Below are 18,197 nucleotides of genomic sequence, written 5' to 3' on the forward strand. Positions count from 1 at the left end.
GGACGAACCGCGGGTCGCGCAGCAGGTGCTCGGGGACGCCGGCGTCGCGCAGTTCCGGCTCGCTCCACCAGCGGGCCGCCGCGTCGCCCCGGGTCAGGTTCTCCCAGAACTGCCACTGGTCGTCGGCGTCGGCGAAGCGGCAGGCGATGCCCACGACCGCGATCGCGTCCTGCGGCACCGCCGGCTCCTGTCCGGGTGCCGGCCGGCCGGTCCCGTCCGGTGTGCCGTCGTCCGCCTCGTCGTCCGGGGCGGACGTCGTGGCGTGCACGTGCTCGGCGACGGCCCGGACGCTGCTGTGCTTGAACAGGTCGGCCGCCCCGAAGGGGATCCGGAACTCGCCGGCGATCCGCTGCGCGAGGAGCACCGCCGCGAGCGAGTTGCCGCCCACCTCGAAGAAGGAGTCCGCCGGGGCGATGTCGGCGACCTGGAGGACCTCGCGCCAGCAGCGGAGCACCCGTTCCTCGATGCGGGCACGCGAGGCGCGCGGAGCCCGGGGAGACCCGGGAACCTGCGTCGCGGGGGCCCGGTCCGGCTCGGGTGTGCGGGAGATCTCCCGCCGCATCAGCGCGTTGCGATCCACCTTGCCGCTGCCCGTCAGCGGGACGGCGTCGAGCGCGACGTAGAAGTCGGGAACCATGTACGCCGGAAGGCTCGCCCGCAGGTGCTCCTTGAGGGCAGCCGTGCCGCCCTGCCGTCCACCGGCGGGTACGTAGTAGGCGACGAGGTGCTTCGCCGCGTCCTCGCCGCGCGCGACGACGACGCACTGGGCGATGTCCTCGTGCCGGCCCAGGTGGTACTCGATGTCGCCCAGCTCGATGCGGTAGCCGCGGATCTTCACCTGGAAGTCCAGCCGTCCGAGGTACTCGATCTCGCCGTCGTCGGTCCAGCGGGCCAGGTCGCCGGTGCGGTAGATCCGGCCGCCGAGCGCGCTCGGACGGTCCACGAACCGTTCCGCGGTCAGCTCGGGACGGTTCACGTACCCGTCGGCGAGTCCGGTGCCGGCGATGCACAGCTCCCCGCTCTCGCCGGCGGCGACCGGCCGCAGCCGTTCGTCCAGGATGAGCGCCTCGGTGTTCGCGAGGGGCCGCCCGATGGTGATCGGGGCGTCGGCGCGCACGCGCGTGCCGGTGGAGTACACGGTGGTCTCGGTCGGGCCGTAGAGGTTCCACAGCTCGGTGCCGGTGCTCAGGAACTGTTCCTTCAGCGTGCGGGAGAGGGCCTCGCCGCCGCAGAAGGCGCGCAGTCCCTCCGGGTTGCGCCAGCCGGAGTGGAAGAGCATGCTCCAGGCGGCCGGGGTGGCCTGCATGACGGTGGGCCGCACGCGCGCGATGCGCTCCCTGAGCCGGTCGACGTCCTTGAGCGTCGCGCTGTCGCAGACATGGCAGCGTCCGCCGCGGACCAGGGGCAGGAACAGCTCGACCTGGGCCATGTCGAAGCTGATCGTGGTGACGGCGAAGAGCGTGTCGGTACGGTCCAGGCCGGGCTCCTCGGCCAGGGAGCGCAGCAGGTTGGTGAAGCCGCGGTGCGGGATCATCACGCCCTTGGGCTTGCCGGTGCTGCCGGAGGTGTAGATGACGTAGGCCAGGTCGGACTCGGTCGCCCGGACCTCGGCGCGCTCGCCACGGGCCGCGGCACCGGCGAGTTCGGCGCGCTGTTCGTCCAGGACCACGATGCCGCCCCCGGCCCGGTCGTCCCGGCCGGCGAGGAGGGCGCGGGCCTGCTCCTTGTGGCGGGACTGGGTGACGACGAGGGTGCTGCCGCTGTCGGTGACGATGTCGGACAGGCGGGCGGCGGGCAGTTCCGGGTCGAGGGGGACGTAGGCCGCGCCGGCCTTGAGGATGCCCAGCAGCGCCACGACCACGGCCGCGGAGCGGTCCAGCAGGACGGTCACCAGGTCGCCCCGCCGTACGCCGCGTGCCGCCAGGTACGCGGCCAGGGCGTCGGTGCGGCGGCCGAGTTCGGCGTAGGTGAGGACCTCGTCGTCGGCCTCGACCGCGACGGCATCGGGGTGCCGGCGCACGGCCGCCTCGACCATGTCGTGCACGCAGGGGCCGTCGCCCTGGGCGGTGCCGGGCGCGTCGGTGGTCCGGCACAGCTCGGCGGCCCGGGCCGCCGGATCGCCGGTCACGGCCCCGAGCAGCTCGCCGATCCGGACCTCCGGATCGGCGGTCACGGCCCGGAGCAGGCGCAGACAGCGGTCCGCGAACCGCTCGACGAACTCCCGGGAGTACAGCTCGGGGTGGTACTTCCAGTGCAGCGTGTAGCCGTCGTCGGTGCGCCAGGCCTCCACCGACAGCTCGTACTCGCCCTCCTGGTGCACCTCGTGGAGCAGCTCGTACGGCAGGCCGGGGCCCTCGATGCCGTCGAGGACGTCCTGGTAGACGAACGCCGTCTGGAAGACCGGGGAGCGGTCCGGGGCCGGTGCCTGCGGCAGGCCGACGGCCAGCGCGGGGAAGGGGCAGCTGTGGAGCATCCCGTCGACCAGGTCGCGCTGCACCCGGCCGGCCAGCTCCCGGAAGGGCTCGTCGGCGGCGAGGCCCATCCGCACCGGGACCATGTTGATCATGAATCCCATGGCGTCGGCGAGTGCCTCGTCCGTGCGCTCGTTCACGGGCACGCCGACGACGAACTCCCGGTCCTGCGAGTAGGTGGCCAGCACGGCCCCGTAGGCGCCGAGCATCAGCGCCGCGGGTGTCACACCCCAGCGGGCGGCCGATTCCGCGATCCCCGCGGCGAGCGCGGCCGGCAGGGTGGTGAGGCAGGTGTCCCCGGCGAACCGGTCCACGACCTGGCTGTGCGGCCGGTCGGTGGGCAGGTCGAGCGTGGGCAGCGCTCCCGCCAGCTTCCGCCGCCAGTGGGCGAGCAGTTCGGCGCGCCGCGCGGGCGGCGTGGCCCGCTGCCGCTCCACGAAGTCGTGGAACTGGGCCGCCGGTACCGCCGGGGTGGGTTCGGCTCCGGCCAGGACGCGCGCGTACGCCTCGAACAGGGCCCGCATCAGGATGCGCGCCGAGGTGCCGTCGAAGACGATGTGGTGGACGCTGACCAGCACGATCGACTCGTCCGACGGGCGGGCGAAGACGCGGATCCGGACCAGCGCCTCACCGTCCGTCGCGAACGGGCGCTTGTGCTCGCGTTCGACGGCGGCCAGCGCTTCGGCGTCCGGCAGGGCCGACAGGTCCACCTCGGCGTAGTCGGGCGCACGGCCGGGGTCCACCGACTGGTGCGGCCCGTCCGCGTCGCCGCCGAGCACCGTGGTGAGCACCGGGTGGGCCTCGGCCACGGCTCGCCACGCCCGCAGGAAGGCCGCGGTGTCCAGGCCGCGCACGCGGAAGCACAGCGGCACGTTGTAGGCGGTGGCGTCGGGGAACGCCTTCTGGAGCGCCCACAGTCCGCGCTGGCCCTCGGTGAGCGGGTACGTCCGCGCTCCCTGCCTGAGCCGCCTCAGCAGGTCGCCGACCTCGGCGTCGGTGATCTTCCCGGCCCGGTAGTCGGCGATCAGGGCGCTCAGTTCTTGCTTCACTTCGTGCTTCTCTCTGCGTCGAGGAGCGCTATCGCGTCGTCGAGGTCCAGGGCGCCCGTTCCCAGCCGTTGCAGCAGGCCGAGGACGTCGGGGCGCGGGGTGGCCGGTGCCGGGGCCGGCCGCGGTCCCGCGTCGTCGGGGACCAGCCGGGCCACCCGGTCCCGGTGGGCTCCGGTGAGGTGGGCGGCGAGGGCGGCGACCGTGGTGTGCTCGAAGAGCGTGCTCGGTACGAAGCCGGGCGCGACGGTCCCGGCCAGCTCCCGGGTCAGCCGGACGGCGCCCAGCGAACCGAGGCCCAGCTCCAGGAAGCCCGTGTGCACGGGTATCTCGTCGGCCTCGCGGCCCAGTAGGGCCGCCAGCAGCTGCCGCACGAAACCGCGCGCCCTGTCCTCGGCGGACGCGTCGATCCGGGCGGGGAGCGGTTCGCCCTCGGCGGCGAGACGCCAGACCGGGCCGGTCACGGATGCCCGGGACGGACGGCCGTCGGCGTCCGCGGCGCGGGCCGGCCTCGACGGCTCCGGCCGATCCGACGGTTCCGACGGCTCCGAGGACTGCGAGCGCTGCGTGGGCTTCGGCAGCTCGTCCCGCCGCTGCAGGGGGTGCGCGGCCGGGGTGCCCCCGGCGATCCAGTGACGCTCCCTGGCGAACGGGTAGGTGGGCAGGTGGAGGCGGTGCGGCGGCCTGGCGTGGAGGCGGTGCCAGGGCACGTCGTAGCCCTCCAGCCACAGCTCGGCGATCTTGCGCAGGCGGCCCTGCGCGGACCACCGCGCCACCAGGTCGTCCAGGAGGTCGTCCTCGTCCAGCAGCCGCGCCTCCGCCGGGAGGTCCCGGGTACGGGCTCGCCACACGTTCGCGGGCCGCGTGCCCCGCAGGAAGCCGCGCAGGCCTTCCCGCACCCCGTCGAGGTCGCGGGCCGACAGCACCAGGCGCTCCCGCAGCGCCACACGGCCCGTCTGCAGGGTGTGGGCGAGGGCCGCCAGGTCGAGGTGGTCCTGTGTGTCGAGGAAGTCGAGCAGCCGCTGCGCGTAGGCGCGCAGCCGGTCCTCGTCCCCGGCGGACAGCGGCACGAGCACGGCGCCGGGCTCACCGGACGCGGCGGCGGACCCTCCGGACACGACGGGCTCGGCGGACCCCGCGGCGACGGGTGCCTCCTCCAGCACGACGTGGGCGTTGGCGCCCGTGGCGCCGAAGGCGCTGACGCCGGCCCGGCGCGGCGACCCCGCCCCCGACGTGCCGGCGGTCCACTCCTCGGTCTCCGTCTGGAGCCGGAACGGCGAACCGTCGAGCGCGAGGTACGGGTTGTCCCGCTCCGCCCGGACGAGCGGGGTCAGCGTCCGGTGGTGGAGCTGGAGCACGGCCTTGGTCAGGCTGCCGATGCCGGCGGCCGCCTCGGCGTGCCCGATGGCGGACTTCACCGAGCCCAGGGAGCAGAAGGCGGTCCGCTGCGTCCGCGCGCCGAGGGCGCGCTGCAGGGCCTGTACCTCCATCAGGTCACCGATCTCGGTACCGGTGCCGTGGGCCTCCACGCAGCCGAGGGAGGCCGGGTCGACGCCGGCCCGGTCGAGGCAGTCGGTGATCACGGCCTGCTGCGCGGCCGCCGAGGGCACCCGGAAGCCGGGGGTGCGCCCGGAGTGGTTGACCGCGCTGCCCTTGATCACCGCGTAGACGGCGTCACCGTCCCGCAGCGCCTGCTCCAGCGGCTTCAACAGCACGGCTCCCACGGCCTCGGCCGGGACGTAGCCGTCCCCGCCGGCGCCGAAGGAGCGTGCCGGCCGCTCCTGTGCGAGCAGCCCGAGTCCGCCGTAAGTGCGGTACTTGGCGGGATGCAGGGACAGGTTGACCCCGCCCGCGAGCGCCGCGTCGCACTCGCCGCGGCGCAGTGCCTCGACGGCCAGGTGCACGGCGTTGAGCGACGAGGCGCACACCGTGTCGACGGCCAGGGACGGCCCGTGGAAGTCACAGACGTGCGAGACGCGGTGCGCGACGGTCGCCGCGTTGAACGCCAGGGGCATGCGCCGCCCCCGGCGCACGGCCTCCTCCTGGAGCAGGGCGTAGTCCTGGTGCATGACGCCGACGTACACGCCCACGGCGCGCCGCGGGCCGGTGCCGCGATCGCGGTCGCGGTCGCGGGAGAGTTCGGCCGGGGTGTAGCCGGCGTCCTCGACCGCCTCCCAGCAGACCTCGAGGAACAGGCGTTCCTGCGGGTCGAGGAGGGCCGCCTCGTCCGCCGGGATGCCGAAGAAACCGGCGTCGAAGCAGTCGACGTCGTCGAGGAATCCGCCCCAGGGCGACCCCTCCGGTGCGTCGCCGTGCGGCCACCGGGCCTCAGGGACCTCGGTGACGCAGTCCCGGCCCGCCTTGAGGTTCTCCCAGAACTCCGCGAGGTCACGGGCCTTGGGATAGCGCCCGGCCATGCCGATGACGGCGATGTCGCCCGGCTCGCCGGCGCCGGCGGCGGGGGAGGTCCGCGGGCGGTCGTCCGCGTCGTGCGGTCGCACGTCACCGCTCGCGCCCAGGGTCCGCCCGTCACCGTCGTCGTCACCGGTCGCCGCCGCGGCGGTGGGCGCCGGTGCGCCGGCCGTGGTGACCCGGCGCGCGCCGGAGAGGTGCCGGGCCAGCTCGGCCGGCGTGGGGTGTTCGAACAGCAGCGTCGGGGAGAGCGGTGTGCCCAGCGTCTCCTCCAGGCGGGCCGCCCCCAGGAGCAGCTTCGCGGAGTCCAGGCCCATCTCGTAGTAGCTCGTGCTCGTGGAGACCTGGACCACGGGGACGCCGAGCAGTTCGGCGACCACGGACCGGACCAGGTCGAGGACCGGGCGGCCGTCGGCCTCCACCGGCGCGGGCGCGCTGGCGGGAGCGGGCTGCCGGGCCGTGTCGGCACCCGCGCGGGCGGGGTTGATGTGCCCGGCCTGGCGCACGGCCTTGCCGGTGTACTCGGCCAGTTCGCCGACCTTGTGTCCGTCCGCGTCGAAGAACTCCATGGTGAAGGTGAGGAGTTCCGCGCGCAGGCCGGCGGCGTTCCGGCGGATCCGCGTCACACAGGCGTCCCGCAGGGGCCCGGACGCCCGGAAGGACTTGTAGAACAGCGGCAGGAACAGGCGCGACTCACCGCGGGACGGCCCGGCCAGCGCGTCGGTGGCCGCGACCGCGCTGCCGTCGATCAGCGTCGGGTGGAAGAGGTGGTCCCCGTGGTTCCCAGGGCTCTCCCCCGCACGGGCCCGCACCCACAGGGCCTCGGGGGCGTCGGCGACCGTGCCGTGGGCCTTCATCGGGCCCGAGTGGACCAGTTCCAGCTCCCGGTAGCCGCGGTAGACCTCGTCGAGGCTCCTGACCGTGGCGCTCTCGGGGACCCGGGCGTACTCGTCGTACGACACGGGAGCCACTCGGTGCATCTCGGCGGTGACGCAGCGCCCGGCGGCGTCGCCGGCCTCGACGCGCCAGCTGTCCGCGGTGTTCCGGCGGGCCTCGATCCGGAGGTCCACGGCGGTGTCGTCCACCGCGAGGGGGCGGTGGATGGTGAGGTCGCGCAGTTCCAGTCCCTCGGGTGCCTCGCCGGTCTCGGCGAAGCACCGGTAGAGCAGGTCGATCCAGGCCAGTCCGGGCAGCAGGCGGCGCCCGTGGACCCGGTGGTGGTCCAGGACCGGGTCCGCGGGGTGGAGACGCCTGATCCACACGGTGGTGCTGTCGTGGTGCGCGACGGGGGCGGTGTCGTGGGGGACGGCGGGGACGGTGTCGCGCCGGGCGGCGACGGGGACGGTGTCGTGGTGGGCGACGGGCGTCGTGCCGTGGGACGCGGCGGGGGCGGGCGTGCGGACGTCGGTGCGCGTCAGCTCGGGAAGGGCCACCGGCCCCCGGCGCGCCGCGCCGGGAGGGGCGCTGTAGCGGCCGACGACGACGTGCCCGTTGGTGCCGCCGTCGGCGAAGCTGCTGAGCGCCGCGCACGGCAGGTCGGCCGCCTCCGCCCGGCGCGGGAAGGCGAGGCCTGCCGCGTCGAGGTCGAAGTGCTCCATCGGCTGCCGGCCCGAGAGGAAGGGCACCAGACGCTGGTGGTGCACCATCAGCGCCACCTTGATGAAGGCGGCGATGCCCTCCGCGCACAGGGGATGCCCGATGTTCGGCTTGAGGGAGCCCAGGTGCAGCACGGGGTGCGTGTCGCCCGCCGCGGCGCGGTACACCGCCTGGACGGCCTTGAGTTCGAGCAGATCGGTCAGCTGGGAGCCGGAGCCGTTGGTCTCCAGGTAGGGCAGCTGCCCGGGGAGGCGGCCGGCCCGGTGCAGAGCGTCGCGCATCACCTGCTGCTGGGCCTGGAGGTTGGGCGTGGCCGGGCCGGCGGTACGGCCGTCGTTGTTGACGGCGATGCCCTCGACGAGCGCGTACACCGTGTCGCCGTCCCGCTCCGCCTGCGCGAGCGGTTTGAGGACCACCACACCGGCGCCCTCGCCGAGGACGACCCCGGCCGCGCGGCGGTCGAACACATGGAACGCGCCGTCCTCGCGCAGCAGGCCCCGCCGCCGGAACAGCTCGTGGTCCGAGGGGTCGGTGAGCAGGCTGACACCCGCCACCACGGCGACGTCGACGGAGCCCGCCGCCAGGGCGTCGGTGGCCAGTTTCATGGCCACCAGCGAGGAGGAGCAGGCGGTGTCCAGGACCATGGCCGGGCCCTGCCAGTTGAAGAACTGGGAGATGTTGGCCGCCAGGTAGTTCTGGCCGACCGCCATGATCGGGTTGCGGGCCGCGTCCAGCAGGCCTGCCTCCGCGCGGCCCCGCCCACGGGCTCCCACGTACACACCGGTGTTGCTGCCGTCGAGGTCCTCGTGCCGGTATCCCGCGTGGTGGATCGCCTTGAGGGTCTCCTCCAGAAGGACGAGTGCCTGCGGGTCCATGGCGCGTACGTCCTCGGGGTGCAGCATGAAGTGGCCCGGGTCGAAGCCGTACACGTCGTCGACGACTCCGGCCGAGAAGCCGGCGGGCCTCCCCCACCGGTCGTCGGGGACCGGACGGATCGCGGACCTGCCCTCGGACAGCAGGGTCCAGTAGGCGGCGAGGTCGGGGGCGCCGGGCAGACGGCAGGCCATGCCGACGACGGCGACGGGCCCGGCGGCCCCCGTGGACCCGCCCGGACTGGTCCGCTCAGGGACGACGGGCGCGGCTGTCGGCACCGGCGCCGACGCGGACGCGGGCGCCGACGGGGCGGGCGGCGCGGTGTCCGGCACGCCGGGTTCCCGCTCCGCGGCCGCGCCGGAGGGGGACCCGGCCGTACGGGAAGCGGACTCGGCCGTGTCGTCGGCCAGCTCGGCAGCCCCGGAGGCGTCGGACGTGCCGAACACGGCGGCCACCTCCGACGGGAACGTGTCGAGCAGCCAGGCGGTCAGCGCGTGCACCGTGGAGTGTTCGAGGAGCGCCGAGGGATCGAGGGAGACGTCGAGGCGACGCCGGATCCGCTGCAGCACCTGGGCCAGCAGGATCGAGTCGGCGCCGTAGTCGGCGTACGAGGTGCCCGGATCGAGAACCCCGGGCTTCAGCCTGAGTTCGGCCTCGAAGGTCTCACCGAGGAACGCCGTGAGCCGCTCGGCCGGTGCGGAGGTGCCGCCGTCCGCGGCGCGCGCGGGGGCGGTGGCGGGCGCGGTGGCCCGGGGATCCGGGGCCGCGGCGGGGCGGCGCCGGGGACTCAGCAGCGCGGCGGGGTCGAACCGGTCGGCGTCGACGAGCAGCGGCATGACGACCGGGGCCCGCCGGGAGGCCAGTATCTCGTCCAGGAGGGCCAGTCCCTCGGCGTCGCTGATGCTGAGCAGGCCGGTGTCGGTGTAGGCCTGGTTGGTGACCTCGCCGAATCCGGTGTCACGCCAGCTGGGCCACTGGATGCTGGTGACCGGCAGGGCGCCCGCGTGCGCCTGGGCCGTGTAGTCCAGGTAGGCGTTGCCCATGGCGTAGTCGCTCTGTCCGGCGCCCAGGGTGGGCAGGGCGGCGGAGACGGAGGAGAACAGCAGCACGAGCCGCGGGGACGAGGGGTTCAGGGCGGCCAGCAGGTTGCGCGTGCCCTCGGTCTTGGGGGAGACGACCCGGGCGATGCCCTCGACGGACTTGCGGACGAACGCCGGGTTCTCCGTGTCGACCAGTCCGGCCGCGTGGACCACCCCGGCGATCGGGCCCATCGTCGCCTCCACGGCACGCAGATCCGCGGCGACCTCGTCGGCCCGGTCCAGCGGCAGCGCGAGCACCCGCACCTCGACGCCGTCGGCCTCCAGGTCCCGCACCGCGCGGATCTTGTCGCGGACGGCGCCCTCGCAGGCGTCCGGGTCGTCCCAGAGGTGGCGTGGGGGCAGGGGGTCCCGGCCGGTCAGCACGAGCCGCCGTACGCCGTACCGCCGCACCAGGTGCCGGGCGCACAGCATGCCCAGGCCGCGGGTGCCGCCGGTCACCAGGAGCACCTCGTCGGCGGTGAAGCCGGCGAGGGAAGTTCCCGTGGAGGCCTCGGCCGGTGGGAGGTCGTCGAGCACGGGGGCGTAGCGGACGCCGTCCCGGTGGCAGACCTCGGCCACGTCGTCCGCCGCGTCGAGTTCGCGGCGGACGACCGCGGCCAGCCGTTCGAGGTCGGTGACCGCGGGGTCCAGGTCGGCATGGCGGGAGAGGAGGCCGCCGTACTCGCTGCCGAGCATCCGGTAGAGCCCGGCGCGCGCGGCGCCGACGAGGTCGGTCCGGGTACGGGGGTGGGCCTCCAGGCCCTGGGTCACGTACAGCAGCCGCAGGTCGCGTGCCGCCTTGGCGGTGAGCAGCGTCTGCAGCAGGGCGATCGGCTCGTCGGGCCGTTCGGGCCCGGACAGGCCGGTGAGGTCGATCCAGGCGGTGCACTCCTCGGCCCGGCCGGCCGGCAGTCGCTCGGCGGAGCCCGTCCGCAGCAGGGTGGCACCAGGGCACAGCCGGGCCAGGGCGGCGGCCAGGGACGCGGTGGCGGCGTCGTGCAGGACGACGACGGAGCGGGCCGCGTCGCCCGGGTGCGGGTCGGGGTACGGTGCCGGGCGCCACTGCTTGGTGAGGAAACGGATCTCACCGCGAGCCGGTGCGTCGGGTCCAGCGGGTCCGGCGCCGGGCACCGCCGCGGCCGCGATCGCGGTGGCGTTGGCGGTGGCGGTGGCGGTCGCGGTAGGGGTCGCCGCGAGTTCCTCCGGTACCCAGTGCCGTTCCCGGGCGAAGGGGTACGTCGGCGCGCTGATCCGGCGCGGTGTGCCCGAGCGGTGCGGGGCGCGCCAGTCGACGGACGCGCCACGCACCCAGAGGCCGGCCAGACGGTCCAGCCGACCCTGCTCCAGCAACCGCCGTGTGGTCTCGGCGAGTTCGTCGGCGGGCAGCAGGGAGGCGAGGGTGTCGCGGTCGCGCTTGGCGTTGCCGGTGACGACGTCCTCGACGTCGGTGTCGTCCGCGAGGTGGCGCTCCAGCTTGTCCGCGAGCGAGGCCCAGGTGTCGGCCACGACCGCGAGCCGCTCGTCCATGGCCTCGCGCCCGACCTGGAGGGTGTACGCCAGGTCGGCGGGCCGGGCCGTGCCGGCGTCCTGGTGAACGGACTTCTCGTCCACGAGTCTCTCGCGGACGAAGTGCAGCAGCCGGCCCGCGTAGGCGCGCAGGCGGTCGGCGTCCCTGGCGGACAGCGGGAACAGCAGGGGCTGCCCGGAGGGCGGTGCCGGGCGCCGGTCGGTGTACTCCTCCACCAGTACGTGGGCGTTGGAGCCGCCCGCCCCGAAGGACGAGACGCCGGCGAGCCGGGGCCGGGTGCGGCCGTCGACGACGGGCCGTTCCCACGGACGCAGTTCCTGGTTGACGACGAACGGGGTCGCGGCGAAGTCGATGCCGGGGTTCAGTGTGCGGGAGTGCAGTGAGGGCGCGATCTCGCCGTGTTCCAGTTGCAGCAGGACCTTGGTGAGTCCGGCGATGCCCGCCGCGCTCTCGCAGTGGCCGATGTTCGACTTCACCGACCCGAGGAGGCAGGACTGCGGCTCGGTCGCCCCGCCGAAGGCCTGGCCGAGCCCGGCGATCTCGATGGGGTCGCCGAGCTTGGTGCCGGTGCCGTGCGCCTCGACGTAGCTGACGGCGCGGGGGTCGGCTCCGGCCTCGCGCAGCGCGTCGGCGACGGCGGACCGCTGGGCCCGCGGGTTGGGCACGGTGTAGCCGTTGGTGCGGCCGCCGTGGGAGATGCCGATGCCCTTGATGACGCCGTAGACGTGGTCGCCGTCGCGTTCGGCGTCGCGCAGCGGTTTCAGGACGACGACGCCGACGCCCTCGCCCGGGACGTAGCCGTCCCCGCCGATGCCGAAGCTCTCGCAGTGGCCCTTGCCGGAGATGAACTGGCCCGCGCTGAGGCTCAGGTACTTGTTGGGGTGGACGGTGACGTTGACGCCGCCCGCGAACGCCAGCCGGGTGCGGCCGTCCCGCAGGTCCCGGCAGGCCAGCTCCAGCGCGGTCAGCGAGCTGGAGCACATCGTGTCCACGGTCATGCTGGGGCCGTGGAGGTTCATCACGTAGGAGACGCGGTTGGCGACGCTGGCGAAGCTGCTGCCGACCGCGCTCGGGTTGGCTCCGTCCCGGAACAGCAGTTGGTACTGGTTCCACATGGCGCCCGCGTACACGCCGACCTGCCCGTCGATGCGCCGCAGGTCCTCACGGGTGTGCCCGGCGTCCTCCAGGGCGGCCCAGGCGTGCTCCAGGAACAGCCGCTCCTGCGGGTCCAGGAAGTCGGCCTCGTAGGGCGAGATGTTGAAGAACAGGGGGTCGAAGCGGTCGACCTCGGTGATGAAGCCGCCCCATTTGCTGTAGTGGCGCCCGGGCCGGGTGCGGTCCTCGCTGTAGTACGCGCGCCAGTCCCAGCGGTCCTCGGGCACCTCCACGACGCAGTCGCGGCCGTCGCGCAGGTTCTGCCAGAACTCGCTCAGGTCGCGGGCTCCGGGGTACCGGCCGGACACCCCGATGACCGCGATGTCCAGGGCGGTCGGCACCGGCCGCACGGGCCCGGGTTCGGATGCGGACTCGGGTTCGGGTTCGGTTTCGGCTACGCGTACGGGTACGGGTACGGCCGCCCGGTCCGCCGCGGGCGGCAGCGGCTCGCGAGCGGCTTCACGGGGCGCGCCGGACGTGGCGAAGGTCCTCTCCAGGACGGGCCGGTGCCGCTCGACGAAGTAGCCGGCCAGCTCGGACAGCGTGTGGTACTCGAACATCAGCGTCTTCGGCAGCGGGCCGAAGGTGGACTCCAGTGCAGCGGTCAGCTCGGTCGCCAGGATGGAGTCCATCCCGTAGGCGCCGAGGAGTTCGTCCGCGTCGAGCCCGTCCGCGGCCAGTCCGGTGACGCGGGACAGCGTCCGCTTGAGCAGTCCGAGGGCGCCGTCGGTGAGTCCGGTGAGTCCGTGGCTTCCACCCGCGGGGTCCTCGGCCCGCTCGGGTACGACGTCGCGTACGGCATCGTCGCCGGCCCGGTCGGTCGCGGTACCGCCGGTCTCGGTCCGGTCGGTCCCGGGCGCGCCGTCGAGCAGGGCGCGGAGTGCCGCCTCGTCCCCGGCACCGACGAGCACCTGCGGCTCGCCCGACGCGAGGGCGTGGTGGAAGGCCGCCACACCGGCCGAGGTCGTCATCGGCAGGAGGCCGGTGCGCGTCCGGAGCGCCTCGCGTGTGGTGTCGTCGGCGCCCATGCCGCCGCTCTCCCACAACGGCCAGCCGATGGCGACGGTCCGGCCGCTGCGGGAGCCGGCCCGGACGAGCTCGTCCCGGCGGTGGGCGAAGGCGTCGAGGAAGGCGTTGGCCACGGCGTAGTCGGCCTGGCCGACGTTCCCGGTCGTGCCCATGATCGACGAGAACAGGGCGAAGAAGTCCAGCTCCGTGTCCTGGGTGGCCTCGTCCAGACCGGCCGCACCGTCCAGTTTCGGACGCAGGACCCGGCCGAACTCCGCCGCCGACTTCCCGAGCAGGAAGGCGTCGTGGAGCACGCCCGCGCAGTGCAGCACCCCGTGCAGGGCGCCGAAGCGGCGCACGAGTCCGGTGACGAGGTCACGGGTGCCCTGCCGGTCGGCGGCGTCCAGTACGTGGTACTCGACGGTCGCGCCGGTCTCGCGCAGCGCCGAGAAGCGTGCCTCCGTGTCCGCGGTGAGCGGGGAGCGGCCGGTCAGGCACAGCACCGCACCGGGAGCCCGGCGGGCGATCTCCATGGCGAACACGAGGCCAAGGCCGCCGGCGCCGCCGGTGACGAGGTACACGCCCCGCTCCCGCCACGGGACCTCCGCGGTGCCGTCCGCCGGCCGCGCGGCCAGGGGCTCCCAGCCGAGGACGTACCGTCGTCCGTCCTGGTGGCGCACCCGCTGGTCCCGCGGGGAACGGCCGCCGTCGTCCAGGGCCGCGGCCAGGGCGGCCGCCGTGGTCTCCGCGGGCACGGACAGGACCTGGCCCACCAGGGCGGGGTTCTCCAGGTGCGCCGTCCGCAGCAGACCGGACAGCGCCTCGTGCAGGCGCCCGGTGCCGTCGGCCGGCACCAGTACCTGTACGAGCACCGGGCCGGCCGGCCTGCCCAGCAGGATGCCCTTGAGCGCCCGGAACAGCTGGAGCGCCCGGGCGGCGACGGCTTGTTCGGGCCGGCTCGGCGGGACGGACGGGGCGCCCGGCACGGCTCCGGTCCCCGGCAGGGCTCCGGCCTCCAGCACGCCTTCGCTCTCCGCTTCGGCGGGGTCGAGGAACGTGATGTGCGGGGCGAGCCTGCGGAGTTCCGCCAGGTGTTCGTCGAAGCCGCAGGCCAGCGCTATGCGCGCGGTGTAGCGGGGCGGCCGGCCGAGGGCACCGGTACGCTCGCGCCACGTCGGCCGGAGCAGAGTGACCCGCTCGGTGGCCCGCGGAGCGGCATCCGGGCGGCGGCGCGCGCAGTAGCCGCGCAGGGCCGCGAACACCCGGCCGTGCTCGTCGCAGAGGTCGATGTCCCAGCGCCGCACGTCGTCCGAGGAGCCGGCGGCCTCGCGCACCCACGCGTACGCGGTGGCGGGAGTGGCGCCCCGTACCTCCAGGGAGTCGAGGGCGAACGGCAGCGGCGCCTTCCACGCGCGCGTCCGTGCGTCCGCGTCGGAGCGCGCGGCGTGGATCTCCGGCGCGTACACCGCCTGGAGCGCGCCGTCGAGCACGCTGGGGTGCAGCACGTAGTCGCCGGCGGTCGCCGCCACGCAGTCGGGTACGACCAGGGTCGCCAGCGTCTCCCGCTCCCCCAGCCGCACCTCGCGCAGCGCCCGGTGGGCGGGGCCGTAGTCCAGTCCGGCGGCACGCAGGGCGTCGTAGCACTCGTCGGCGCCCAACACCGCCGCTTCCGTACGGGCCGTCAGGGCCGCGAGGTCCAGTGGGGCATGGGTGCCCGTGGCGCGGGAACCTCGTCCGCGTGCGTGCGTCACCGTGCCCGTCGTGCCCTCGGGCCCGGTGGTGCGGACCTCGAAGCCGACCCGGCCGTCTCCCTCGTACGCCACGGTGGTGTGGACGGTGCGCGGTGCGTCCCCGACGACGACCGGACGCGTCCAGACCACGTCGTCCAGGCGCAGGTGCGTGCCGTCGGCCGGGGTGGCCGAGGTCGGGAGCGCTCGGTGGACGGCCTCACGCGCCATCTCCAGGTAGGCGACGGCGGGCAGGACCGGTTCGTCGTCGACGCGGTGGTCACGCAGGAAGAAGTCGTGCCGGGTGAAGACGGACCGGTGCGCCGGCTCGCCGGTCCCGCCGGTCTCCGTGGAGTGCAGCAGCGGGTGGCCGGACGCCGGGCGGGCGGGTTCCTCCGGGTCCAGCCAGTAGCGGGTCGGGGCGAAGACGTGCGTCGGCAGGGGGATGCGCCGGGGCTGGACGCCGTCCCGGTACAGCGCGGACCAGTCGACCGCCGCTCCGTGCACCCAGTCCTCGGCCAACCGGGCCGCGTCCTGCCCGGCCGCACCCGGGGCGGTGGCACGGCCGGTGCGCCCGGCCGGACTCGGGGCGGTGGCGCGGCCGGTGCGCCCGGCCGGACTCGGGGCGGTGGCGCGGCCGGTGCGCCCGGCCCGACCGCGGAAACCGGCGGGCGCCGTCACTCGCTCGCCCGAGACGACGCGGGCGAGGAGGGTTTCGAGCTCCGCGGCGTCGGCGGCGAGCAGCGCCAGCCGCTCGGTGAGGGGCTCCCGGCCGGTCTGGAGCGTGTGGGCCAGGTCCCGCAGCTCGGCCGGTCCGGGCGGGGCGGTGCGCAGGTGGGCGAGGAGCGACCCGGCCTGGCGTACCAGCAGTTCGTCGCTCTCCGCGGAGAGGACGACCGCCACCGGCGCCTGGGCCGTGCCGCCGGCGTCGGGGCGGGGTGCGGGTGCCGGGGGCTCGGCGACGATCACATGGGCGTTGCTGCCGCCGGAGCCGAAGCTGCTCACTCCGGCGACGCGCACGCCGTCCGCCGCGGCCGGCCAGTCGCGGAGCCGGTCGACGACGGAGAACGGCGTCCCGTCGAGGGCGATCTTGGGGTTGAGGCGTTCGTAGTGCAGGGACGCGGGCAGCTGCCCGTGCCGCAGGGACAGAACGATCTTCAGGAGTCCGGTGATGCCCGCGGCGGCTTCGAGATGACCGAGGTTGGTCTTGACGGAGCCCAGACCGCAGGGGGTGGTGCTGCCCGCGAAGGCTCGGGTGAGGCCCTGGACCTCGATCGGGTCGCCGAGCGCGGTGCCGGTGCCGTGTGCCTCGACATACGTCACCTCGCCGGGCGTCACGCGCGCGTCGGCGAGCGCCGCGGAGACCAGGCTCGCCTGCATCGGCGCGCTGGGAACGGTCAGTCCGCCCGCCTGGCCGCCGTGGTTGGTGGCGCTGCCCTTGATGACGGCGTGCACGTGGTCGCCGTCCGCGAGCGCGGCGGCCAGCGGCTTGAGCAGCATGACCACGCCGCCCTCGGACCGCACGTAGCCGTCGGCGCCCGCGTCGAAGGTCTTGCACAGGCCGTCCGGCGACAACATGCCGGCCTGGTGGTAGGCGATGCTCGAGGCCGGGTGGCACAGCACGTTCACCCCGCCGACCAGGGCGGCCTCGCACTCGCCTGCGCGCAGCGCCCGGACGGCCTGGTGGACGGCGACCAGCGAGCTGGAGCAGGCGGTGTCCACCTGGATGCTCGGTCCGCGCAGGTCGAAGAAGTAGGAGACGCGGTTGGCGATGACGGCCATGGAGGTGGCCAGTCCGCCGTGCGCGCGCACCGGCAGTCGACGGGTGTCCATGACGCGCTGGTAGTCCGAGCCGCTGGCCCCGACGAACACGCCGATCGGGGTGCCCGCGACACCGCCCGGCGTCTGCCCGGCGTCCTCCAGGCAGGCCCAGCTCAGCTCCAGCATCCAGCGCTGCTGGGGGTCCATGCGCCGGGCCTCGTTCGGGGTGATCCGGAACAGCCCGGCCTCGAAGCGGTCCGCGTCCGTGACGAATCCGCCCCGGTCGATGCCCGGGTGGGTGTCGGGGCCGGTGCCCTGGGGCCACTCCCAGCGGCCGTCGGGCAGCGGCCCCACGGCCGAGCCGCGGTCCGCGAGGAGGCGCCACAGTTCGGTGTAGTGGTCGATGCCTCCGGGCAGCCGACAGGCCATGCCGACGATCGCGATGTCCTGCGCGCCCGGGTCCCGCCCCACCGGCTCCTGCCCTACCGGGTCCTGCCCTACCGGGTCCTGCCCTACGGGGTCCTGTGCGCCCGAGTCCTGCCCGTCCGGTGCGGGTGTGCCGCTCTCGCCGGTCCGCACGGAAGGTTTTTCCTCCCTCAGGCCCTCGAGATAGTCCATGATCTTCGAGCCGGTGTTGCACTCGAAGAAGAACAGTGATCCCAGCTGAATGCCGTAACGCCCCTCGATCCGGTCCTGGAGATCGAGAAGGCTCGCCGAGTCGATTCCGAGCTCGAACAGCGGGCTTTCCAGCAAGAGGTCCGCGGAAAGGTCCGACGGCGCGATGTCCGCCGTTTCCGCGAGGAATTCCCGCAGTTCGCCGACCAGCCGATCGGGCGGGGGGATGTCGGCGCCCTTTTCCGCCGCGGTCCGCTCCAGCTTCCGCACGCGTTCCCGGCGGCTGCCGAGGTCGTACGCGACCAGGACGCCGTGTCCCCGGTTCACGGTGTCGGCCGGGCGGTAATCCGGCACGAGCCGGAGAATCTCAGCGCCGTGCAGCTGGTGCATCCGCAGCACGGTGTCGAGGCAACGCCCTCGCCCGCTACGCGCGTTGATGTATTCGGAGAGCTCCCACCCAGGATGGCGCTCGAAGTCGTGGCAGCGGGTGACACCGACCGCCGTGCCGACCCCCGCCTCCTCGTGACACCACGTCAGCAGGTGCTCCAGAAGGGCGTCGCCGTAACCGAGGCTCTGCGTACGGGGGTCGATGTTCAGGGAGAGCACATGCGCGACCGCACCGTCCTCGCGGTGCAGCCGGTCCGCCGTGTCGAACCGTACGGAGTCCAGAGCGCCGATGTCGGCGATGCGCTGCGAGTAGACGACCCCGCGTACGCCGTCATCGTCCTCGACGACGAATTGTCCGGCGGGATTGACTGCTATTCGGCGCTCGACGGTGTCCCGGGAGACCCGCAATCCCTCGGCCCAGCACAGTTCCTCGAGTTCCATGAGGCGGGGGAGATCGGACGTGTCCGCTGGGCGAATGACCGCATGGCGCTGCTCAAGCATCGTGAAGTGGTCCGCCCCCCGCACGCCGGCGCCCTCTT

At 74.4% G+C, this 18,197-nt stretch carries 2 protein-coding genes (1 of these 2 only partly in view); both read right to left on the reverse strand.

The window, feature by feature from the left end; genetic code table 11:
* Positions 1-3,520, reverse strand: the start of a protein-coding gene (locus ACZ4VF_RS21340; RefSeq protein WP_467927750.1) for an amino acid adenylation domain-containing protein. It extends 18,875 nt beyond the left edge of the window; 3,520 of the gene's 22,395 nt are visible here — the first part of the coding sequence; the start codon lies at positions 3,518-3,520; the stop codon falls past the left edge of the window.
* On the reverse strand, positions 3,517-18,099 hold the full coding sequence (locus tag ACZ4VF_RS21345; protein WP_467927752.1) for an SDR family NAD(P)-dependent oxidoreductase: 14,583 nt from the start codon (positions 18,097-18,099) through the stop codon (positions 3,517-3,519). Before ACZ4VF_RS21345 ends, ACZ4VF_RS21340 begins: the two co-directional genes overlap by 4 nt.
* Positions 18,100-18,197: the final 98 nt, after the last annotated feature.

The organism is Streptomyces sp. NPDC029151 (assembly GCF_055564315.1).